The organism is Aminobacter sp. BE322, assembly GCF_050433525.1.
Classification (GTDB): domain Bacteria; phylum Pseudomonadota; class Alphaproteobacteria; order Rhizobiales; family Rhizobiaceae; genus Aminobacter.
Genome location: NZ_JBNPXB010000016.1, coordinates 84,772 through 106,594, shown reverse-complemented (window position 1 = coordinate 106,594; position 21,823 = coordinate 84,772). Strand labels below are relative to the sequence as shown.

At 67.4% G+C, this 21,823-nt stretch carries 19 protein-coding genes; 17 read left to right on the top strand and 2 right to left on the bottom strand.

All coding sequences use genetic code 11. From position 1 onward, the window contains the following. The first annotated feature begins 6 nt into the window (after window positions 1-6). The 11 genes from J2X50_RS19980 (at window position 7) to J2X50_RS19930 (ending at window position 11,965) form a co-directional block, all read left to right on the top strand. Window positions 7-1,266 (top strand): ABC transporter substrate-binding protein, encoded by a 1,260-nt coding sequence (locus J2X50_RS19980; protein ID WP_429097659.1) that lies wholly within the window; start codon window positions 7-9, stop codon window positions 1,264-1,266. Window positions 1,267-1,480: 214 nt separating this feature from the next. Beyond that, window positions 1,481-2,422, top strand: coding sequence for a carbohydrate ABC transporter permease (locus J2X50_RS19975; RefSeq protein WP_429097658.1), 942 nt, complete (start codon window positions 1,481-1,483; stop codon window positions 2,420-2,422). Window positions 2,423-2,429: 7 nt separating this feature from the next. Then, window positions 2,430-3,269 carry a carbohydrate ABC transporter permease gene (locus tag J2X50_RS19970; protein WP_429097657.1) on the top strand — a complete coding sequence of 280 codons (840 nt, stop codon included), beginning with the start codon at window positions 2,430-2,432 and terminating at the stop codon, window positions 3,267-3,269. Next, window positions 3,266-4,330, top strand: coding sequence for a Gfo/Idh/MocA family protein (locus J2X50_RS19965; RefSeq protein ID WP_429097656.1), 1,065 nt, complete (start codon window positions 3,266-3,268; stop codon window positions 4,328-4,330). The genes J2X50_RS19970 and J2X50_RS19965 overlap by 4 nt, the downstream gene beginning before the upstream one ends. Before the next feature lie 16 nt (window positions 4,331-4,346). After that, window positions 4,347-5,345 carry an ABC transporter ATP-binding protein gene (locus J2X50_RS19960; RefSeq protein ID WP_429097655.1) on the top strand — a complete coding sequence of 333 codons (999 nt, stop codon included), beginning with the start codon at window positions 4,347-4,349 and terminating at the stop codon, window positions 5,343-5,345. A gap of 183 nt (window positions 5,346-5,528) precedes the next feature. Then, entirely contained in the window at window positions 5,529-6,833 is a 1,305-nt protein-coding gene (gene pncB, locus J2X50_RS19955; protein WP_429097654.1) for a nicotinate phosphoribosyltransferase, read from the top strand. 316 nt (window positions 6,834-7,149) lie between these two features. Next, window positions 7,150-8,454 carry an ABC transporter substrate-binding protein gene (locus tag J2X50_RS19950; RefSeq protein ID WP_429097653.1) on the top strand — a complete coding sequence of 435 codons (1,305 nt, stop codon included), beginning with the start codon at window positions 7,150-7,152 and terminating at the stop codon, window positions 8,452-8,454. Between the two features lie 232 nt (window positions 8,455-8,686). Further along, complete coding sequence (locus J2X50_RS19945; protein WP_429097651.1) at window positions 8,687-9,568, top strand: branched-chain amino acid ABC transporter permease; 882 nt, start codon at window positions 8,687-8,689, stop codon at window positions 9,566-9,568. Further along, window positions 9,565-10,527, top strand: coding sequence for a branched-chain amino acid ABC transporter permease (locus J2X50_RS19940; RefSeq protein ID WP_429097649.1), 963 nt, complete (start codon window positions 9,565-9,567; stop codon window positions 10,525-10,527). The genes J2X50_RS19945 and J2X50_RS19940 overlap by 4 nt, the downstream gene beginning before the upstream one ends. After that, window positions 10,524-11,261 carry an ABC transporter ATP-binding protein gene (locus J2X50_RS19935; RefSeq protein WP_429097647.1) on the top strand — a complete coding sequence of 246 codons (738 nt, stop codon included), beginning with the start codon at window positions 10,524-10,526 and terminating at the stop codon, window positions 11,259-11,261. Before J2X50_RS19940 ends, J2X50_RS19935 begins: the two co-directional genes overlap by 4 nt. Continuing rightward, window positions 11,258-11,965: an ABC transporter ATP-binding protein gene (locus J2X50_RS19930; protein WP_429097645.1), complete on the top strand. Its 708-nt coding sequence runs from the start codon at window positions 11,258-11,260 to the stop codon at window positions 11,963-11,965. The genes J2X50_RS19935 and J2X50_RS19930 overlap by 4 nt, the downstream gene beginning before the upstream one ends. A 239-nt stretch (window positions 11,966-12,204) precedes the next feature. On the opposite strand, the gene J2X50_RS19925 is transcribed toward J2X50_RS19930, so the two are convergent. Together J2X50_RS19925 and pncA are read right to left on the bottom strand one after the other, a co-directional pair. Further along, complete coding sequence (locus J2X50_RS19925) at window positions 12,205-13,626, bottom strand: sodium:proton antiporter (RefSeq protein ID WP_429097643.1); 1,422 nt, start codon at window positions 13,624-13,626, stop codon at window positions 12,205-12,207. A 53-nt stretch (window positions 13,627-13,679) separates the two neighbouring features. Continuing rightward, window positions 13,680-14,279: a bifunctional nicotinamidase/pyrazinamidase gene (pncA, locus tag J2X50_RS19920; protein WP_429097641.1), complete on the bottom strand. Its 600-nt coding sequence runs from the start codon at window positions 14,277-14,279 to the stop codon at window positions 13,680-13,682. A gap of 185 nt (window positions 14,280-14,464) precedes the next feature. Between pncA and J2X50_RS19915 the strand changes: the two genes are divergently transcribed. From J2X50_RS19915 to J2X50_RS19890, 6 genes are read left to right on the top strand one after another with little or no spacing between them, the layout of a single operon-like run. Further along, window positions 14,465-15,322, top strand: coding sequence for an FAD binding domain-containing protein (locus J2X50_RS19915; RefSeq protein ID WP_429097639.1), 858 nt, complete (start codon window positions 14,465-14,467; stop codon window positions 15,320-15,322). Continuing rightward, the gene (locus J2X50_RS19910; protein ID WP_429097637.1) at window positions 15,319-18,264 is read left to right on the top strand and encodes a molybdopterin-dependent oxidoreductase; all 2,946 of its coding nucleotides are present in this window, start codon (window positions 15,319-15,321) and stop codon (window positions 18,262-18,264) included. Before J2X50_RS19915 ends, J2X50_RS19910 begins: the two co-directional genes overlap by 4 nt. After that, entirely contained in the window at window positions 18,261-19,793 is a 1,533-nt protein-coding gene (locus J2X50_RS19905; protein ID WP_429097635.1) for a 6-hydroxynicotinate reductase, read from the top strand. Before J2X50_RS19910 ends, J2X50_RS19905 begins: the two co-directional genes overlap by 4 nt. Continuing rightward, on the top strand, window positions 19,790-20,752 hold the full coding sequence (locus tag J2X50_RS19900) for a UPF0280 family protein (RefSeq protein WP_429097633.1): 963 nt from the start codon (window positions 19,790-19,792) through the stop codon (window positions 20,750-20,752). The genes J2X50_RS19905 and J2X50_RS19900 overlap by 4 nt, the downstream gene beginning before the upstream one ends. Then, a complete protein-coding gene (locus tag J2X50_RS19895; protein WP_429097631.1) occupies window positions 20,745-21,329 on the top strand; it encodes an amino acid synthesis family protein in 585 nt (194 codons plus the stop codon). The genes J2X50_RS19900 and J2X50_RS19895 overlap by 8 nt, the downstream gene beginning before the upstream one ends. Beyond that, on the top strand, window positions 21,326-21,757 hold the full coding sequence (locus tag J2X50_RS19890) for a MarR family winged helix-turn-helix transcriptional regulator (RefSeq protein WP_347968857.1): 432 nt from the start codon (window positions 21,326-21,328) through the stop codon (window positions 21,755-21,757). Before J2X50_RS19895 ends, J2X50_RS19890 begins: the two co-directional genes overlap by 4 nt. Window positions 21,758-21,823 lie beyond the last annotated feature (66 nt).

Sequence of the window (21,823 nt, the reverse complement as noted above, 5' to 3'; positions counted from 1 at the left end):
ACGGAAATGAAATACAGGTTGCTTACTGGACTTCTGATGGCGTCCAGCATCCTCGGTTCCGCCGGGGTCGCTCTCGCTCAGGAAGCCACCCTCACCATCGAAAGCTGGCGCAACGACGACCTCGCCATCTGGCAGGAGAAGCTGATCCCGGCGTTCGAGAAAGCCAATCCGGGCATCAAGGTCACCTTCTCGCCGTCAGCGCCGACCGAATACAATGCCGCCCTCAACGCCAAGCTCGAAGCGGGTTCGGCCGGCGACCTCATCACCTGCCGTCCGTTCGACGCCTCGCTCGAACTCTACAACAAGGGTCAGCTGGCCGACCTGACCTCGCTGAAGGGCATGGAGAACTTCACCGACGTCGCCAAGTCGGCCTGGCAGACCGACGACGGCAAGGCCACCTTCTGCGTGCCGATGGCGTCCGTCATCCACGGCTTCATCTACAACAAGGACGCCTTCGAGAAGCTCGGCATCGCCGTGCCGGCCACCGAGGACGAGTTCTTCGCCGCCCTCGACAAGATCAAGGCCGACGGCACCTACATCCCGATGGCGATGGGCACCAAGGACCTCTGGGAAGCCGCGACCATGGGCTACCAGAACATCGGCCCGAACTACTGGAAGGGCGAGGAAGGCCGCCTGGCGCTGATCAAGGGAGAGCAGAAGCTGACCGACCCGCAGTGGGTCGAGCCGCTGGCGACGCTGGCCAAGTGGAAGCCCTATCTCGGCGACGGTTTCGAGGCGCAGACCTATCCGGACAGCCAGAACCTGTTCACCCTCGGCCGCGCCGCCATCTATCCGGCCGGCTCGTGGGAGATCTCGACCTTCAACGCCCAGGCGCAGTTCAAGATGGGCGCCTTCCCGCCGCCGGTGAAGAAGGCGGGCGACACCTGCTACATCTCCGACCACAACGACATCGGCATCGGCCTCAACTCCAAGAGCAAGAACGCCGAGGCCGCCAAGACCTTCCTGAGCTGGGTGGCGTCGCCCGAATTCGCCACCATCTACGCCAACGCGCTGCCGGGCTTCTTCAGCCTGAACTCGGCGCCGGTGAAGATGGAAGACCCGCTCGCCCAGGAATTCGTCTCGTGGCGCGAGAAGTGCAAGCCGACCATCCGCTCGACCTACCAGATCCTGTCGCGCGGCACCCCGAACCTCGAGAACGAGACCTGGGTGAAGTCGGCCAACGTCATCAACGGCACCGAGACCCCGGAAGCCGCTGCCGGCGCGCTGCAGAAGGGCCTCGACAGCTGGTACAAGCCGGCCAAGTGATGCGGCGGGCTTGATGCTCGCAGGAGCGCGCCGTTCGCGGCGCGCTCCATCCCCTCACGAATTCGGACCTCGCGGGTTCGTCAAGGGGCTTGAATTGGCGCACCTGAAGATGCGCTACTGCTTCCGGCGGCCATGATGGCGGGAAGCGCCGCCCGGGGGTACATCCTCGCCAGCCATTTCAACGGCCCCTCGGGGCCGGACCAAGGAACTCGACATGTCGGAGCAAAGCCTGGTGCATAGCCAAGACAGACGGCCGACGCGGTGGCATATCGCCGTATTCCTGGCGCCCGCCGTACTGGTCTACACCGCCGTGATGATCCTGCCGCTGTTCGGCACGCTGCAGCTTTCGCTGTTCCGCAACGTCGCCAACAGCCCGGTTTTCGTCGGGCTCGACAATTTCCGCACGCTGTTCGGCGATCCGCGCTGGTCGGCCTCGTTCTGGAACGCGCTCGGCAACAACACCTGGTTCTTCATCATCCACATGCTGGTGCAGAATCCGGTCGGCGTCGTGCTCGCAGCCCTTCTGTCGAGCCCGAAGCTGCGCTTCTCGGCCTTCTACCGCACGGCGATCTTCATCCCGACCATCCTGTCCTTCGTCATCGTCGGCTTCGCCTGGAAGCTGATCCTGAGCCCGCTCTGGGGAGTTGCGCCCAACCTGCTCGACCTCGTCGGCCTCAAGAGCCTGTTCGTGCCGTGGCTCGGCAAGGAGGAATACGCGCTCACAGCGCTCAGCCTGATCTCGGTGTGGCAGTTCGTCGGCATCCCGATGATGCTGATCTATGCCGCCATGCTGTCGATCCCCGACGAGGTGATCGAGGCCGCCGAATGCGACGGCATCACCGGCATGTCGCAGTTCTGGAAGATCAAGCTGCCGCTGATCCTGCCGTCGATCGGCATCATCTCGATCCTCACCTTCGTCGGCAACTTCAACGCCTTCGACCTGATCTATTCGGCGCAAGGGGCGCTTGCCGGCCCGAACTACGCGACCGACATCCTCGGCACGTTCCTCTATCGCACCTTCTTCGGCTTCCAGCTGCAGATCGGCGATCCCAACATGGGCGCCACCATCGCCTCGATGATGTTCTTCATCATCCTCGCCGGCGTGTGCCTCTACCTCTTCCTCATCCAGACGCGGCTTCGCCGCTACCAGTTCTGAGGGTGTCATGAGCAAGGCTGCCTCCTCCCTGCCGCGCACCGTCGGCGCACATGCGATCCTGCTGGCCTACACGGTCATCGCGCTGTTCCCGGTGATCGTCATCGTCGTCAACTCGTTCAAGTCGCGCAACGCGATCTTCCGCTCGCCGCTCACGCTGCCGACGGCGGAGACCTTCGACCTCATCGGCTACAAGACGGTGATGGCCCAGGGCGATTTCGTCCAGTATTTCCAGAACAGCCTGACGGTCACCGTCGCCTCGCTGTTCTTCGTGCTCCTGTTCGGCGCCATGGCGGCCTTCGCCCTGTCGGAATACCGCTTCAAGGGCAACACCATGATGGGCCTCTACCTGGCGCTGGGCATCATGATCCCGATCCGCCTCGGCACGGTCGCGATCCTGCAGCTGATGGTGGCTTCGGGCCTGGTCAACACGCTGACGGCGCTGATCCTGGTCTATACGGCGCAAGGCCTGCCGCTCGCGGTCTTCATCCTGTCCGAATTCATGAAGCAGGTGTCGGACGACCTCAAGAACGCCGGCCGCATCGACGGGCTTTCGGAATACCGCATCTTCTTCCGCCTCGTCCTGCCACTGGTGCGCCCGGCGATGGCGACGGTCGCGGTCTTCACCATGATCCCGATCTGGAACGACCTGTGGTTCCCGCTGATTCTCGCCCCGTCCGAGCAGACCAAGACCATCACGCTCGGCGCCCAGGTGTTCATCGGCCAGTTCGTCACCAACTGGAACGCGGTGCTGGCAGCGCTTTCGCTCGCCATCCTGCCGGTGCTGGTCCTCTATCTCTTCTTCTCGCGGCAGCTCATCCGCGGCATCACTTCCGGAGCAGTCAAGTGACCACTGAAAAGCCCCTTCGAGTCGTCGTCGCCGGCCTCGGCAACATGGGCCGCAGCCACGCGCTCGCCTACCACAACAACCCGGGCTTCGAGATCGCGGCGCTCGTCAACCGCTCCGACGTGCCGCTGCCCGCGGGCATGGAAGGCTACGGCATCCAGCGCTCCTTCGAGGGTGCGATCCGCGAGCTGAAGCCCGACGTCGCCTCGATCAACACCTATTCCGACAGCCATGCCGACTATGCGGTGATGGCCATGGAGGCGGGTTGCCACGTCTTCCTCGAGAAGCCGCTGGCGACCACGGTGGCGGATGCCGAACGCGTCGTCGCCTGCGCCAAGGCCAACGGCCGCAAGCTGGTGATCGGCTACATCCTGCGCCACCACCCCTCGTGGATCCGGCTGATCGGCGAGGCGCGCGGGCTCGGCGGGCCGTATGTCTTCCGCATGAACCTCAACCAGCAGTCATCCGCCCACAAGTGGGACACCCACAAGCAGCTGATGAAGACGACCTCGCCGATCGTCGACTGCGGCGTGCACTATCTCGACGTCATGTGCCAGATCACCGACGCCGAGCCGGTCGAGGTGCGCGGCATGGGCCTGCGCATGACCGACGAGATCGCGCCCGACATGTACAACTACGGCCACCTGCAGGTGCTTTTCGCCGACGGGTCCATCGGCTGGTACGAGGCCGGCTGGGGCCCGATGATGTCGGAGACGGCCTTCTTCGTGAAGGACGTGATCTCGCCCAGGGGCTGCGTGTCGATCGTCGTCAACGAGGCTGCCACCAGGTCCGACGACGTCGATTCCCACACCAAGACCAACATGATCCGGGTGCACCGCGCAGATCTCGGGGCGGACGGCAATTTCCTCCACGCCGACCAGGATCTGTCGATGAAGGACGAGCCCGGCCATCAGGGCCTGTGCGACCGCGAGCAGGCCTTCGTGCTGAAGGCCATCCGCGAGGACATCGACCTCACCCGCCACATGGCGGACGCCGTCAAATCGCTGCGCGTGTGCCTGGCCGCGGACGAAAGCGTCCGCACCGGCCGCCCCGTCAAGCTCTAACAGGAAGGAACTGCCTGTGGGATCTCTCAAGATCGAGAATGTGAAGAAGTCCTTCGGTCCGGTCGACGTGCTCAAGGGCATCGACCTCGACGTCAGGGACGGTGAGTTCGTCGTCTTCGTCGGCCCGTCCGGCTGCGGGAAGTCGACGCTGCTGCGCATCATCGCCGGCCTCGAAGACGCGACCTCCGGCGATCTCCTGATCGACGGCCAGCGGGTCAACGCCGTACCGCCTGCCAAGCGCGGCATCGCCATGGTGTTCCAGACCTATGCGCTCTACCCGCATTTGACCGTGCGCGACAACATGGGCCTCGGCCTCAAGCAGGCCGGCGCGCCGGCGGCCGAGATCGACAAGCGCATCGCCGCCTCCTCGGCCATGCTTTCGCTCGAACCCTATCTCAAGCGCCGTCCGGCCGAGCTGTCGGGCGGCCAGCGCCAGCGCGTCGCCATCGGCCGCGCCCTGGTGCGCGAACCCAAGCTGTTCCTGTTCGACGAGCCGCTGTCGAACCTCGATGCGGCGCTGCGCGTCAACACCCGCCTCGAGATCGCCCAGCTGCACAATCGCCTGAAGTCGACGATGATCTACGTCACCCACGACCAGGTCGAGGCGATGACGCTGGCCGACCGCATCGTCGTGCTCAATGCCGGCCGGGTCGAGCAGGTCGGCGCGCCGATGGAACTCTACAACAAGCCGGCCAACCTCTTCGTCGCCGGCTTCATCGGCTCGCCCAAGATGAACTTCATCGACGGCGCCCGCCTCGGCGAGACGGTCAAGACCGTCGGCGTCCGCCCCGAGCACATCGCCGTCAGCGACACCTCCGGTGCCTGGAAGGGCACGGTGGTGCATGCCGAGCATCTCGGCGCCGACACCAATGTCTTCCTCGAAACGGAAAAGGCCGGCCTGGTCACCATCCGCCTGTTCGGCGAATACCGGACCGGACCGGGCGCGACACTCTACGCCACGCCCGACGCGGCCCGGACCTACAGGTTCGATGCCGACGGCAAGGCGATGGCCTAGGCGCCTCCGAACGCAAGGCCGGTGGTCCCGAGGCTGCGGGGCCGCTTCAGCGCCGGCATGGGCCAGGCGCCGCTTTTTTGTCGCCAGACGCTTGATCGCCACTGCGCTATATCTCAAATCTAGCGACATGGTTGCGACACCCTCGCCATTGAGGGCGGTCGCGCCGAGGAGGGCAAGGGCAGCATGGCAAGGACCGACATCGCAAGAAGGGTGTACAACCACACCTGGAAGCTCGATCCGATCGTGCGCAGCCTGCTCGACACGGACTTCTACAAGCTTTTGATGCTGCAGATGATCTGGGGCATGCACCCCAAGGTCGACGCCACCTTCTCGCTGATCAACCGGGCGACCTCGGTCAAGCTCGCCGAAGAGATCGACGAGGGCGAGCTGCGCGAGCAGCTCGACCACGCCCGCACGCTGCGCTTCTCCAAGAAGGAGATGATCTGGCTGGGCGGCAACAACTTCTACGGCCGCAAGCAGATCTTCGAGCCGGAATTCCTGGCCTGGCTGGAGGATTTCCAGCTGCCCGAATACCATCTGGAAAAGCGCGACGGACAGTATGAGCTCACCTTCGCCGGGCCGTGGATGTATACCTCCATGTGGGAGATCCCGGCGCTCGCCATCATCAACGAGCTGCGCTCGCGCTCGGCGATGAAGGTCTTCGGCCAGTTTGCGCTCGACGTGCTCTATGCCCGCGCCAAGGCCAAGATGTGGGACAAGACGGAGCGGCTGAAGAAGCTGCCGGGCATCAAGATCTCCGACTTCGGCACGCGCCGCCGCCACTCCTTCCTGTGGCAGCGCTGGTGTGTCGAGGCGCTGAAGGAGGGCATCGGCAAGGCGTACACCGGCACCTCCAACGTGCTGCTCGCCATGGACACCGACCTCGAGGCGCTCGGCACCAACGCGCACGAGCTGCCGATGGTCTATGCCGCGCTGGCCAACAGCGTCGACGAGCTCAAGCAATCGCCCTACAAGGTGCTGCGCGACTGGCAGCGCTACTATGGCGGCAACCTGCTGATCGTGCTGCCCGATGCCTTCGGCACGGCGGCCTTCCTGCGCGACGCGCCCGACTGGGTCGCCGACTGGACCGGCTTCCGCCCAGACAGCGCCCCGCCCATCGAGGGCGGCGAGCGGATCGTCGAATGGTGGCGCAAGAAGGGCCAGGACCCGAGGTCCAAGCTCCTGATCTTCTCCGACGGCCTCGACGTCGACACCATCATCGAGACCTACCGCCATTTCGAGGGCAAGGTGCGCATGTCCTTCGGCTGGGGCACCAACCTCACCAACGACTTCGAAGGCTGCGCGCCGAGGGAAACCGACCGGCTCAACGCGATTTCGCTGGTCTGCAAGGTTACCGAAGCCAATGGCCGCCCGGCGGTGAAGCTCTCCGACAACCCGGCCAAGGCGACGGGCGACAGGCGAGAGATCGCCCGCTACCTGCGCATCTTCGGCGAGAAGGACCGGGTGGAGCAGCTGGTGAAGGTGTAGGCCGCGGACGCTGGGCGATCGGATCGCGCCCGCAAGGGGAGATCGGCAGCTCCGGCGCAGGCGCCTGTCCTGCAGGGCCGCAGCGGAACTGCCGGCCCATTGCATAGCCGGCGCAGCATTGGGTCAGGCGGCGAAGATACTGGTGCTGGCGGCGCTACCGGGGCCGCGCTGGAGCCGCTCGCGGCGGGCTCTATTGCCACTCCTCCGGATTGGTGATCTAGTTTGTACACATGCGATTTTCAGCCCGGTCGCCAAGGCCGGGCAGGGCGTCAAACCCGCACGATCGTTGGTCAAAACGCGCGACAAGGGGACAGGCATGACTGACAGCAATCGCTTCTTCGACCTCGGCAAGAAAGGCATCTCGCGCCGCGGCGCGCTCAAGGGCATCGCCGCCGGCGCGGGCCTGATGGCCGCTCCCGGCTTCGTGCGCTATGCGCAGGCACAGTCCTCCACGCCGATCAGGATCGGCTTCCAGGCCCACCGCACCGGCATCGGCGCCGCCTATGGCCGCTGGTACGAGAAGACCACCAATGCGGCGGTGAAGCTGATCAACGACGCCGGCGGCATCAACGGGCGGCCGGTCGAGATCGTCGTCGAGGACGACGGCACCGACCCCAAGCGCGGCGCCGAAGTCGTCGGCAAGTTCGCCAGCCAGCACAAGACCGACGTCGTCTACGGAACGCTGTTCAGCCATGTCGTCGTCGGCTCCGCACCCACGGCCGGCGAGCTCAAGATCCCCTATTACGTGGTCAGCGAGGGCTACCACGTCGCCTCGGGCAAGCTGAACCGGTGGGTCTTCCAGCCCGGCATCACCGACGTCCGTTCGCAGGTCACCTCGGTCGCGCCCTGGGTCGCGGCCAACCTCGGCAAGAAGGTGACGATGATCTATCCCGACTATGCCTTCGGCTACGACCATCGCGACTACTTCACCCCGGCGATCAAGGCGCAGGGCGGCGACGTGGTCGCCCAGATCCCGATCCCGCCGACCGAGAGCTCTTTCACCAAATACCTGCCGCAGATCCCCGCCGACACCGAGGTGCTCTACCACGTCATGGTCGGCCCCGGCGTGCTCACCTTCGTCAAGGAACTCGGCGAGTTCTACGGCTCGAACAAGCCGCAGCTGTTCGGCTTCATCGACTCGCTCGAGGCCGTCGACATCAACAGCCCGGGGTTGGAGTTCCTCGACGGCAGCCACTTCTGGGAAGGTTCGCCGCGCTATGCCCAGGAAAACGACAGCGAGGCGCAGAAGGCCTACCGCAAGGCCGTCGGCATCGACGACAACGGCGCCTCGGTGAGCGACCCCAAGGACATATCGACGGCGGCCCACATGTTCGGCTGCTGGGAAACGCTCTACGTCATCAAGAAGGCGATGGAGGATTCGGGCTACAAGGGCCCCGAGGACCGCGCCAAGCTGGTCGAGGCGACCGAGGCGCTGAAGGAGTTCAAGGAAGGGCCGGAGCATCCGCAGGGCGACAAGATCTTCAACGGCAAGATCCACCAGGTCTTCGGCCACCAGAACATCTCCAGGGTCGAGGGCGGCAAGCTCAAGGTCGTGCATCGCACCTCGATCGAGGACGGCATGTACCAGCCGGAGGCGGACTACACGACGCAGCCGTTGTGATCAGCGCTGCCGAATGTGCCATAGGTTGAGTTCCTTCACACCCCCCTCTGGCCTGCCGGCCGTCTCCCCCGCAAGGGGGGAGATCGGCTTTCATCTGCCTGCCAGCCAATCGCGGACGTTGCAGACTGGCTGCGAGACCGCAGTTGCCGATCTCCCCCCTTGTGGGGGAGATGGCCGGCAGGCCAGAGGGGGGCGCGACAGAGCGCATCCTCTCACCAGAGGCCGCACCTGAATGGCCTTCGGACCCCACCTCCTGCTCGCCACGCTCGAAGGCCTCGTCACCGCCGCGGTGCTGGCGCTGACCGCGCTCGGCCTGTCGCTGGTGTTCGGCGTCATGCGCATCGTCAATGTCGCTCATGGCGAGTTCTTCATGCTGGGCGCGGTGCTCGCCTGGGCGATCACCACCACCGTCGGCGGCAACCCGGCGCTCGGCTTCGCGGCTGCCCTGGTGCTGGCGCCACTCATCGTCGGCGCCATTGCCTGGGTGTCGGAGCGGCTGGTGCTCAGCCGCATCGAATACAATCCGGAGGCGACGATCGTCGCCACCATCGGCCTGCTCTACATCATCCAGCAGCTCGCGCTCACCTTCTACGGCCCCGAGGCGCGGCCGGTGGCGCCGCCCTTCAACTACCGCATCCAGCTGCCGTGGTTCGGCTATTCCGGCTACAAGCTGTCGATCATCGCAGCCTCGGCACTCCTGCTGCTCGCCACCTGGTTCGTGCTGACCCGCACCCGCATCGGCCTGGTGATGCGCGCGACCCAGTATGACCGCGAGACCGCGCAGGCCTTCGGCATCCCTGTCGGCCGCGTCTACGGCGCGGTGTTCGCGCTCGGCGCCATGCTCGCGGCCGTCGCCGCCGTGCTGATCGTGCCGATCAGCCAAGCGCATTACCTCATGGGGCTCGACCCGCTGCTCCTGTCCTTCATCGTCGTCATCATCGGCGGGCTCGGCTCGCTGCGCGGCACGGTGGTGGCGGCGCTGCTGATCGGCGTGTCCGACGGTATCGTCTCGGTGTTCTTCTCGCCGACGCTGGCCAAGATCATCGCCACCCTCGTCGTCGCCATGGTGCTGGTATTCCGGCCGCAGGGCCTGTTCGGAACGGCGGCGAAATGACCGAAGCTTCGACGGCAAAGATCTACGGCCTGCATGTCGCCGTGGTGGCGGCGCTGCTGGCGCTCAACTTCGTGCTCCCCGAATACCACCACGCCGTGCTGGCGCGCGTGCTGGTGCTCGCCGTCTTCGCCATGGGCTACAACCTCTTGTTCGGCTATGCCGGGCTGCTCAGCCTCGGCCACGCCATGTTCTTCGCCGCCGGGCTCTATGGCGCCGGCCTGCCGCTCTATCACCTTGGCTGGGGCGTGCCGGCGGCCTTCGCTTCGGGCATCGCCGCAGGGTTGGTGGTCTCGGCCGTCATCGGCCTGCTTGCGCTCAGGACCACCGGCGTCGCCTTCATGATCGTCACCATGATGTTCGCGCAGGTGTTCTACCTGGTGACGCTCTATTTCGGCGAATGGACGCGCGGCGACGAGGGCCTGGTGCTGCCGCAGCAGGCGCGGCAGGTGACGCTCGGCGCGGCCACGCTCGACCTCACCAATCCCGGCACGCGCTACCTCCTGGCGGTGGCGCTCTTCGCCGTCGCCCTCTTCGCCACACTCGCCATCGTGCGCTCGCGCCATGGCCGCGTTCTGGTGGCGATCCGCGAGAACGAGGAGCGCACGCGCATGCTCGGCTACGACACCTTCGCCAACAAGCTGGCGGCAGTTGTGGCCTCGGGCGTCATCTGCGCGGCGGCGGGGGCGGCCTACGCGCTGCTGTTCGGCTATGTCGGCTCGACCTTCGCCTCGGTGCAATACTCGATCCTGCCGCTGCTCTGGGTGCTGCTCGGCGGTGCCGCCACCACCCTCGGCCCGCTCGTCGGCACGCTGTTCATGTATTACGTCGTCGACATCACCAGCGGCTACACCTCGGCCTACATGCTGGTGGTCGGCGCGGTGCTGATCCTGCTCGTGCTGTTCTTCCGCAAGGGCCTGCTCGGCAGCATGCGCGAGCGCTGGGCGAGGTGGCTGCCATGACGCCGTTGCTGGTCACCAGGGGCCTTTCGCGCCATTTCGGCGGCCTGCGCGCCGTGGACGGCGTCGACTTCTCGATCGAGCCCGGCGAGATCAGGGCGGTGATCGGGCCCAATGGCGCCGGCAAGACAACCTTCGTCAGCCTCGTCTGCGGCCGCTACGAGCCGAGCGCCGGAGCCATCGTCTTCGATGGCGAGGACATCACGAAAATGCCGGCGCATCTCAGGGTCCGGCGCGGCATCGCCTACACCTTCCAGATCACCAGCGTCTTCGCCAACCTCTCGGCCTACGACAACGTCGCGCTGCCGGTGCAGCGCACGCTGACCGACGGCCGCTCGCGCGGCGCCGTGCGGCACGGCGTCATGGAGGCGCTGGATCGGGTCGGGCTGGCGTCGCGCGCCGGCGTGCAGGCAGGCGCGCTCGCCTACGGCCACCAGCGGCTGCTGGAGGTCGCCATGGGGCTGGCGCTCAAACCGCGGCTGCTCGTCCTCGACGAGCCGACGCAAGGCCTGTCGGACGGCGAGATCGACGAATTCATCGGCCTCGTCCGCGAGATCGCGAGTGACGCGACCGTGCTGCTGATCGAGCACAACATGCCGGTGGTGATGGAACTCGCCCACCGCATCACCGTCTTCAACGCCGGCAGGATCTTGGCCGAAGGCACGCCGGCCGAGATCCGCGCGAACGCGGACGTGCAGGACGCCTATCTCGGCACGGCGCAGGAGGCGGGCGCATGAGTGCCGCGCTGACAATCGAGGGCCTCGACTGCTTCTATGGCGAGGTGCAGGTGCTGCATGGGCTCGACCTCGAACTGCGCAGCGGCGAGGTACTGTGCCTGCTCGGCCGCAACGGCGCCGGCAAGACCACGACGCTGAAGGCGATCATGGGGCTGGTGCGGGCGCGGTCGGGATCGATAAGGCTGGGCGGGCGGGAACTCACCGAATTGCCGGCCCATGAGGTGCCCAGGGCCGGCGTCGCCTACGTGCCGCAGGGCAGGCGGCTGTTCGCCGAACTCACCGTCGCCGAGAACATCGAGATCGGGCTGAACGCGCGCAACAAGGGCGCATCGACCCGCAAGGCCGTGCTGGACCTCTTCCCGGTGCTGCGCGAGCGGCTGAGCCAGCGTTCGGGGACGCTGTCGGGCGGCGAGCAGCAGATGCTCGCCATGGCGCGTGCGCTCTGCCTCGAGCCCGAGGTGCTGTTGCTCGACGAGCCGACCGAGGGGCTGATGCCGTCGATGATCGCCAGGGTCCGCGAGACTGTCGGCAGGCTGTGCGGGCTCGGCGTCTCGACCATCCTGGTCGAGCAGCGCGTCGATGCAGTGCTGCCGGTCGCCGACCGGGTGGCTTTCATCGAGAACGGCCGCAACCGCGAGACCGTCGATGTCGCGCGGCTGCGCGAGGATCCGGCACTCGTCAGGCGCTATGTGGGGGTGGGGTAGGGGAGGAACTGCCTTCAACCGAAGCTGAGTTTATCCAGCGGCAGGTGCGCCTGCGAGCTTACCCCCACCCCTGACCCCTCCCCACAAGGGGGAGGGGGACGGCAAGCGCCTCGGTCCGACTGCCACAGGCAGGGCGCACAGACGCATTGGCGGCCCCCCGGTGCGGCAGCCGGGGTGGAATCCCCCTCCCCCTTGTGGGGAGGGGTCAGGGGTGGGGGTGCAGGCCCTCACGTCCTGGCTCACCGGAAGAACACGAACCCCGCGATCAGGAAGGTCGGGATCAGCACCGCGCCCGACCACAGCATGTAGCCGAAGAAGCCGGGCATCTTCACTCCGCGCTCGCGGGCGATGGCGTAGACCATGAAGTTGGGCGCGTTGCCGATATAGGTGTTGGCGCCCATGAACACCGCGCCCGCCGAGATCGCCACCAGCGTTGAGGCGAAGCTCGTCATCAGCGCCTGCGGTTTGCCGCCGGCGAGCTCGAAGAAGACGAGATAGGTCGGCGCGTTGTCGAGGAAGGACGACAGCGCCCCGGTCAGCCAGAAATAGGCGAGGTCGTTGGGCGCGCCGGAGGCCGTGGTCACCATCGACACCAGCGGGCCGAAGGCGCCGTCGAGCCCGGCGCGCAGGATGGCGATGACCGGCACGATGCAGACGAAGATGCCGGCGAAGAGCTTGCCCACCTCCAGGATCGGCCCCCAGGAGAAGCCGTTGGCGGCGCGGTATTCTTTCCGCGTCACCCGCAGCGAGACGACGGCGAGCACGAGGATGATCGCGTCGCGCACCAGGTTCTGCCATTCGAGTTCGACGCCCTGGATGGTGAAGGCGACGCCCGGCTTCCACGACGCCGACAACAGGATCGCCCCGATCACCCCGGCGAGCAGGATGAAATTGGCGCGGCCGCGGATGCGCACCTTGGAATCCGGCGTCGGGTCCTTGATCTTCGGCTGGCCCTTCTCGCGGATGTGCAGGATCCAGTCCAGCGCCAGGAAGGCGGCAAGCACGATGCCGCCGACAAGCAGCGTCTCGCGCCAGAGATTGGCCGTCGTCCAGAAGAAGTCGACGCCGCGCAGGAAGCCGACGAAGAGCGGCGGATCGCCGAGCGGGGTCAGCGAGCCGCCGATGTTGGACACCAGGAAGATGAAGAAGACGACCACGTGGGCGTTGAACGGCCTGTTGTCGTTGGCGCGGATCACCGGCCGGATCATGATCATCGAGGCTCCGGTGGTGCCGACCACCGAGGCGAGCAGCGCGCCGATCAGCAGCAGTGCCGCGTTGACCAGCGGCGTGCCGTGGATGTTGCCGGCCACCAATATGCCGCCGGCGATGGTGAACAGTGCAAACAGAAGGATGATGAAGGACATGTATTCGAGCAAAAGCGTGTGCAGCACCGCCTCGGCCGAGATGCCGACGCCGAACACCGCCATCAGCGGCAGGATGACCAGTGCCGCCCAGGCGGCGGTGACCTTGCCGTAGTGGTGCTCCCAGAAATGCGCGTAGAGCAGCGGGCCGGTGGCGATGGAGATGAGCAGCCCGACGAAGGGCAACGCCCACCACAGCGACATGGCGGCGCCCGGCAGTCCGTCCTCCGCCGCCAGCGCAGGGCCGGCACCCAGATAGAGACCGGCCGCACCCACGGCAGCCAATCGCAGCAATTTCATGAATGTCCCCTCAGTCCCGGCGCGGACGCCGCTTGCCCCACAAAAGCGGTTGTTCAAATCAGCGTGACGCCGGCGTCGCGCATCTTGCCGATCATCGTGTCCAGCGAGCCGCTTAGGTCGATCGCGCGGCAGGCGTCGAGCCGGACGGTGGTGGCAAAGCCCTGCTTCACCGCGTCGAGCGCCGAATAGGCGACGCAGAAGTCGGTCGCCAGGCCGACCAGCGTGACCGCGCCGATGCCGCGCTCGCGCAGGTAGCCGGCGAGGCCGGTCGGGGTCAGGCGATCGTTCTCGAAGAAGGCTGAGTAGCTGTCGATGCCGGGGCGAAAGCCCTTGCGGATGACGAGCTCGGCCTTGCTCCAGGCCAGCCCGGTGTGGAATGCGGCGCCCTTGCTGCCCTGGATGCAATGGTCGGGCCACAGCGTCTGCTGGCCGTAGGGCATGTCGATGCTCTCGAACGCCTGCCGCCCGGGATGGCTGGAGGCGAAGCTCGAATGGCCGGCCGGATGCCAGTCCTGCGTCAGGAGCACGTGCTCGGTGTGGCGGATCAGGTCGTTGACCAGCGGCACGATCTCGTCGCCGCCGGCCACCGCGAGCGCGCCGCCCGGGCAAAAGTCGTTCTGCAGGTCGACGACGATGAGTGCGTCCGCTGCCATGGAGCCTCCTCGGTATTCGCTATGGTCGGGGCGCCGAAACTGGGTCAGATGCCGCCGCCCGTCAACCCTCCAACTCGCCAGGACGCCCTCCGGGCCTTGCCGCGAAAGGCTGCTTTGACAAAAGGTCGCGGCGGATTATCATTTGCATGCGAATGAATTGACCGGCCCGGGCCGGGAGGCATTGCGTGACCCGCTACGCGAGACCCACGACGCTCGACGAAGCACTCGCCCTCTTGGGCGAGGGGGCATGGCGGGTCGTGGCCGGCGCCACGGATTTCTATCCCGCGCTCGGAAGTTCCCCCATCCGGCAGAACATACTCGACGTCAATTCCATCGCCGAACTGCGCGGCATCGCAGCCACCGAAACGCATGTCGTCATCGGCGCCCGCACCACCTGGACGGAGGTTCGGCAGGCGCCGCTGCCGCCCGCCTTCGACGCGCTGAAGCAGGCCGCGCGCGAGGTGGGGTCGGTGCAGATCCAGAACGTCGCCTCGGTGGCCGGCAATCTGTGCAACGCCTCGCCGGCGGCGGACGGCGTTCCGGCGCTGATGGTGCTCGATGCCGAAGTGGAGCTGCGCTCGTCTCTGGCGACGCGCCATCTGGCGCTGCCGGACTTCATCCTGGGCAACCGCCGCACCGCGCTGCAGCCCGGCGAGATGATGACCGCCGTCCGGGTGCCCAAGGCTGCGACCGGTGGCCGTTCGGCCTTCCTCAAGCTCGGCGCGCGGCGCTATCTCGTCATCTCCATCGCCATGGTGGCGGCGAGGGTGACGCTTGATCGTGACGGCCGGATCGAGGCCGCGGCCGTCGCGGTCGGCGCCTGCTCGGCGGTCGCGCAGCGGCTGCGGGTGCTGGAAGCGGAGCTGCAGGGCAAGCGGCCGGATGACATCGAGGACGTGGTCGCCAGGGCGGCTCTCGACGAGCTTGTACCGATCGACGACGTGCGCGGCAGCGCGCACTACCGGCGGTCCGCGGCGCGCGAGATCGTCGCCCGCGCCCTGCTCGCGGCGGCAGCCGATCCGCAACGGCGGGTCGCCGCATGAAACCCGACCGCGTGCCGATCAGCTTCACGGTCAACGGCGCGCCGGCGTCGGTCTCGGCCGCCCCGATGCGGCGGCTGTCGTCCATCCTGCGCGAGGAACTCGGCCTCACCGGCACCAAGGTCGGCTGCGATGCCGGCGATTGCGGTGCCTGCACCGTGCTGCTCGACGGCACCCCCGTCTGCGCCTGCCTTGTGCCCCTGGCCTCGGCCGAAGGCGGCTCGATCCGCACGGTCGAGGGCCTCGGCGGCGCCGGCCTGTCGGCGCTGCAGGCCTCGTTCCTTGCGCATGGCGCGGCCCAATGCGGCATCTGCACGCCGGGCATGCTGATGGCGGCCACGGCGCTGCTCGAAAGCTGCCCGAAGCCGAGCGAGGAGGAGGTGCAGGAGGCGCTCGGCGGCGTGCTGTGCCGCTGCACCGGATATCGCAAGATCATCGAGGCGGTGATGGAGGCGCATCGCTTCGTCTTGCCCGCCTGCCCTGAGCCTGTCGGGCATACGGCCGGCCTCATACCACCACCCCTAACCCCTCCCCACAAGGGGGAGGGGGACCAAATCGCCGCCCTTGCCACCAAAATCGCCGACGGTTGGCGCGTGACGGCCGTGCCACAAAATCCCCCTCCCCCTTGTGGGGAGGGGTCAGGGGTGGGGGTGCCCTTGGCCTGGGAGTTGGGCAACTTCACCCTTCCCCCCGCCGGCAATGCGGTGGGCGCATCGCCGGTCAGGCTCGACGGCGTGGTGAAGGTGACGGGCGCGGACAGGTTCGGCGCCGATGCGTTCCCGGCCGATGCGCTGTCGGTGCTGGTCGTGCGTTCGCCGCACCATCGCGCGGCCTTCAGCTTCGGCGATCTCGGCGCCTATGTGGCGCGAAATGCCGGTGTCGCAGCCGTGTTCACCGCGGCGGATATCCCGGGCATCAACAGGTTCGGCGTCATCCCCGCCTTCGCCGACCAGCCGGCGCTGGCCGAGGGGGAAGCGCGGTTCCGCGGCGAGGCGGTGGCGCTGGTGGCCTGCGAGGGCTGGGCCGCGCGCGACATCGACCTGGCGGAATTCCCCATACGCTGGCGGGAACTGCCGGCTCTCCTTGCGCCGGAGCGGGCCGAGGAAGACAGAGCGCCGCTTGTCCATGCCGGGCGCGCCGGCAACATACTGGTGCGCGGCCATGTCGAGCGCGGCGACCCGGAGGCGGCACTCGCCGATGCCTCCGCCGTCGTCTCGGGCGAAATCGAGACGTCGTTCGTCGAGCACGCCTATATCGAGCCGGAGGCGGGTCATGCCGTCTTCGACGGCGACACGCTGACGGTCGTCGCCTGCACCCAGGCGCCCTACATGGACCGCGACGACACCGCGCGGGTTCTCGGCCTGCCGCCGGAGAAGGTGCGCATCGTGCCGACCGCCACCGGCGGCGGTTTCGGTTCCAAGCTCGACCTCTCGGTGCAGCCGCTGATCGGCCTGGTGGCGCTGAAGACGGGGCGGGCGGCGTCGCTGGCCTATAGCCGGCGGGACTCGATGGTGTCGACCACCAAGCGCCACCCCGCGCGGATGCGTGCGGCGCTGGGGGCCGGTGCGGACGGCGCCATCGCCGGCATGGTCTTCGACGGCGCGTTCGACACCGGCGCCTATGCCAGCTGGGGCCCGACGGTCGCGAACCGCGTGCCGGTCCATGCCTGCGGGCCCTATTCCACGCCGAACTATCGGGCGACGAGCCGCGCCGTCCACACCAACGGCCCGGTTTCCGGCGCCTTCCGCGGCTTCGGCGTGCCGCAGGCGGCGATCATGCAGGAGACGCTCTACGACGAGCTGGCCGATGCGCTCGCCATGGATCGCCTGCAATTCCGCCTGAAGAACGCGCTTCGGAACGGAGACGAAACGGTCACCGGCCAACTGCTCGAGGCCGGTGTCGGCATCGTCGCATGCCTCGAGGCGCTCGCGTCGCGGTGGACGCACGCCCTGGCGGAGGCCGCGTCGTTCAACGCCGGCAGCGTCGCGAGGAAACGCGGCGTCGGCATAGCCTCCTGCTGGTACGGCTGCGGCAACACCTCGCTCCCCAACCCGTCGACCATCAGGCTCGGCATCGCGCCCGCTGGCAAGGTCGTCCTCTACCAGGGGGCGGTGGACATCGGGCAGGGCTCGAACACTGTGATCGCACAGATCGTCGCCGACGCGCTGGGGCTGTCGCTTGCGGATGTCGAACTTAGAAGCGCCGACACCGCATCCACTCCCGACGCCGGCAAGACATCGGCCTCGCGCCAGACCTATGTCTCGGGCAGGGCAGCGGAAAAGGCGGCGCACAGGCTGCGCGACGAGATCCTGCGCTTCGCCAACGTTTCGCCCGCCGCGCGGCTGCATCTCGAAGCCGGCGTGCTGACGGTGTGGGAGGGCGAAATGCGCCGCCACATCGACCTCACGCAATTGCAGGCCGATGGCCGCGGCCTCGTGTTCGCAGCCGAGGCGACCTACGATCCGCCGACCACGCCGCTCGATGCGAAAGGCCAGGGGCGGCCCTACGCGGTCTACGGCTTCGGCGCCCAGATCGCCGAACTCGAGGTCGACATGGCCCTTGGCACGGTGCAGCTGGTGAGATTCACCGCCGCCCATGACGTCGGCAAGGCGATCAATCCGCTGCTGGCCGAAGGGCAGATCCAGGGTGGCATCGCCCAGGGCATCGGCATGGCGCTGATGGAGGAATACATCCCCGGCCGCAGCGAGAACCTGCATGACTACCTGATCCCGACCATCGGCGACGTGCCGCCCATCGAGACCATCCTGGTGGAAGTTCCGGATCCGGAAGGACCCTTCGGCGCCAAGGGTTTGGGCGAGCACGTGCTGATCCCGACGGCGCCGGCGATCCTGAATGCCATCCGCCACGCCACCGGCGTTTCGGTGCGCAGGCTGCCGGCGACGCCGTCGCGCATCCTTGCCGCCATCCGCGGGGAAAGCCGATGAGCGCGCTGTCCAAACGCTTCGAGACCCACGATCCCGGCGACAAGCAGGCCGGTGAGAAGCTGCGCTGCGATGCCTGCCCGGTGATGTGCTACATCGCCGAGGGGCGTACCGGCGCCTGCGACCGCTATGGCAATTTCGGCGGCCGCATCGTGCGTTGCGATCCCGTGCGGGTGCTCGACTATGCGGTCGAGAGCGGCACGGCCGTCGTGCCTTTTTCGGTCGAGCCCTGGGACGGCGAACTCGTCAACACCGGCCGCCGCTTCGTCACCGCCATCGGCGCCGGCACCACCTATCCCGACTACAAGCCGGCGCCCTTCATCGTCAGCCAGGAGGTCGAGGGCGTCGACCTGGTGACCGTCGTCACCGAGGGCATCTTCTCCTATTGCGGCGTCAAGGTGAAGATCGACACCGACCGCCATATCGGACCTGAAGCGGCGACGGTGCGCGCCCAGGGCGAGGCGGTCGGCCATGTGACCACGGGCGAATACGGTTCGCAGATGCTGTCGCTCGGCGGCGTCAACCATCTCACCGGCGGCTCCAAGCCGGAAGGCCGCGTCACCTGCGGGACGCTGATGGACCTGTGCAACAGGAAGCCGGTGGAACTCGCCATCGACGGCGGCGCAACCGTGGTGGTCGAGGCCGGCAGGCCGCCGGTGATCGACGGCACGACTGAGCACAGGATGCGCGTCGGCTGCGGCTCGGCAACGATCGGCATGTTCGCCAGCCAATGGCGCGGGCTGGTCGACGAAGTGGTGGTGGTCGACGACCACATCACCGGCGTGGTCTCCGAGCACCAGGCCGGCAAGGTGCTGGGCTGGGAAGACACGGGGATAAGGATCCTCGGCCGGCGCTCGACGCCGGGGCGCTATTTCAAGGTGTCCGAACCGGGGCTGGGCTGGGGTGGCACCACCATCTCCGATCCGCTGGCGATCCTCGGCGACTGGAACCCGAAGAAGGGCGCGCGGCCGGGGCTGTCGCTGCTGATGGTGTCGACCACGGGCGAACAGTTCGCCTATTACGAACTCGACGGCGACCTGCGCCCGGTCGAGAAACCCTTCCCCGACAGGCTCAGGAAATCGGTCGGCCTGATCGAGGACAATTGCGAGCCGGCGCTGTGCACGGTGCTGTTCGTCGGCGGCGCCGGCGGCAGCCTCAGGGCCGGCGTCACCGAGAATCCGGTCAACCTGACGCGCTCGGTGCATCGGCTCGAGACCTATGTCACGGTCGGCGGCGCGCCGGTCTATGTCTGGCCGGGCGGCGGCATCACGCTGATGGTCGACGTCTTGCGCGTGCCCGACGGCGCTTTCGGCTACGTGCCGACGCCGGCGCTGGTAGCGCCCATCGAGTTCACCCTGCGCAAGGACCACTATCTGGCGCTCGGCGGCTACGAGGCCGAGATCAGGACCGTCGCGGACGTGCTCGGACGCGGCGGCGAATATTTCAACGACCGCGCCACCGGCCCGGCCGCTTCCGCCAATCCCTGGCCGCCGATGGCGCAGCTGCGGCGCATGCGGAGCACCGAACGATGAGCGGCCCGCAGGCCAACTGGCTGCCCGACGGACGGCGGCTGCATCTCAACCACGGGCCGATCGACCTGATCGTCGAGGCATTCGGCGAGGCCGCCGAGCTGCGGGCGGCTTACCGCCAATGCGTGGCGCGCTTCGAGACGATTTTGACGGAACTGGTGGACGAGTTGCCTGAGCTCCGCCGGCCGGCATGCCGGCAGCCGCGCCCATTTGCCGGCGCGACGGCACGGCGCATGGAGGCCGCGGTGGTGCCGCTGGCCGATGTCTTCATCACGCCGATGGCGGCGGTCGCCGGTTCTGTAGCCGACGAAATGCTTGCGGCGACGGTTCTGGGTCGCGACCTCGAACGCGCCTACGTCAACGACGGCGGCGACATCGCGCTGTTCATCGCGCCGGGCGGGGGGATCGACGCGGCCATCGCCGGCACCGGCCGAGCCGACCGGCTGACGATCCGCGCCGAGGACCGTGTGCGCGGCATCGCCACCAGCGGCTGGCACGGCCGCAGCTTTTCGCTCGGCATCGCCGATGCGGTGACCGTCCTGGCCGATAACGCTGCGGCGGCCGACGCGGCGGCGACGCTGATCGCCAATGCGGTCGACCTGCCCGGCCACCCGGCAATCGGGCGCCGGCCGGCGCGGCAACTGGCGCCCGACAGCGACCTCGGCGACCGGCTGGTGACGACGGCGGTCGCTCCGCTGGGCGCGGGCGAGGTTGCGGCGGCGCTGGATGCAGGGCTGCAGGCCGCGGAAGATTTCCGCCGGCGCGGCCTGATCGAGGCCGCGGCGCTGTTCCTGGATCGCGATGCGCGCTTCTCGGGGCTATTGCCCCCTCAGCTGGACCCCGATGGGGGAAGGGCAAAGCGCCGCGCCGACCCGCTCCTCTCCCGCCGGGGAGAAGTCGGCCGAGCACGGCCGGGGAAAGAGACCGTATCGATGCCAACCAAGGAAATTGACCATGCCTGAGTTTCCGGTCCGCAAGATCGCGGTGACGATCGAGGAGATTTTCCACGATGGTGGTTTGCCGGCAAAGGAGCCGCGCCGGCGGGCTGCTGCGCTTGCGGTGGTGAAGAACCCCTTCGCCGGCCGCTATGTCGAGGAACTGCAGGCGGCGATGGAGGACCTGAAGCCGCTCGGGCTGATGCTGTGCGACCGGCTGATCGCCGCCCTCGGCGGCGACGCCAAGGCCATCGACGGCTACGGCAAGGGTGCGATCGTTGGCTCCGCCGGCGAGCTGGAGCATGGGGCGCTATGGCACGTGCCCGGCGGCTATGCCATGCGCGAGCGCCTCGGCGAGGCCAAGGCGATCGTGCCGTCTGCCAAGAAGCTCGGCGGTTTCGGCGCGCGCATGGACGTGCCGGTCGGCCATGTGAATGCGGCCTATGTGCGCAGCCATTTCGATGCCATGGAGGTGGGCGTTCCCGACGGACCGCGGCCGGACGAGATCGTCTTCGCGCTGGTCATGACCTGCGGCCCGCGCATCCACAACCGCATGGGCGGGCTGAAGGCCGAGGACATCTCGGCCTGGGACGGATTGAGATGAGCCCGGACGATCCCGGCCATGACGGTTACCGCCTGCAGGACCAGGTCGGCTTCATCCTGCGCAAGGCGCACCAGCGCCATGTGGCGATCTTCGCCGCGCATATCGCCGACCTCACCCCGCCGCAGTTCGCCGCACTCGCCAAGCTGCGCGACGTCGGCGAGACCTCGCAGAACCAGCTCGGCGCGCTGATCGCCATGGATGCGGCGACGGTGAAGGGGGTGATCGACCGGCTGGCGGCGCGCGGGCTGGTGCGGCTCAGCAAGCACGAAATTGACAAGCGCCGGCTGCAGGTACGCCTGACCGAAGAAGGCCGGCGGTCCGTGGAAGAGCTGGTGCCGCTGGCGCAGAAGATCACCGAAGAGACGCTCGCGCCGCTGTCGCCGAAGGATGCGGCGACGCTCGTGGCACTGCTTGCGAAGATAAGTTAGGGGAGTAAGGCAGTAAGGCAGTATGGTTTTCTCCTTACTGCCTTACTGCCTTACTGCCTTACTGCC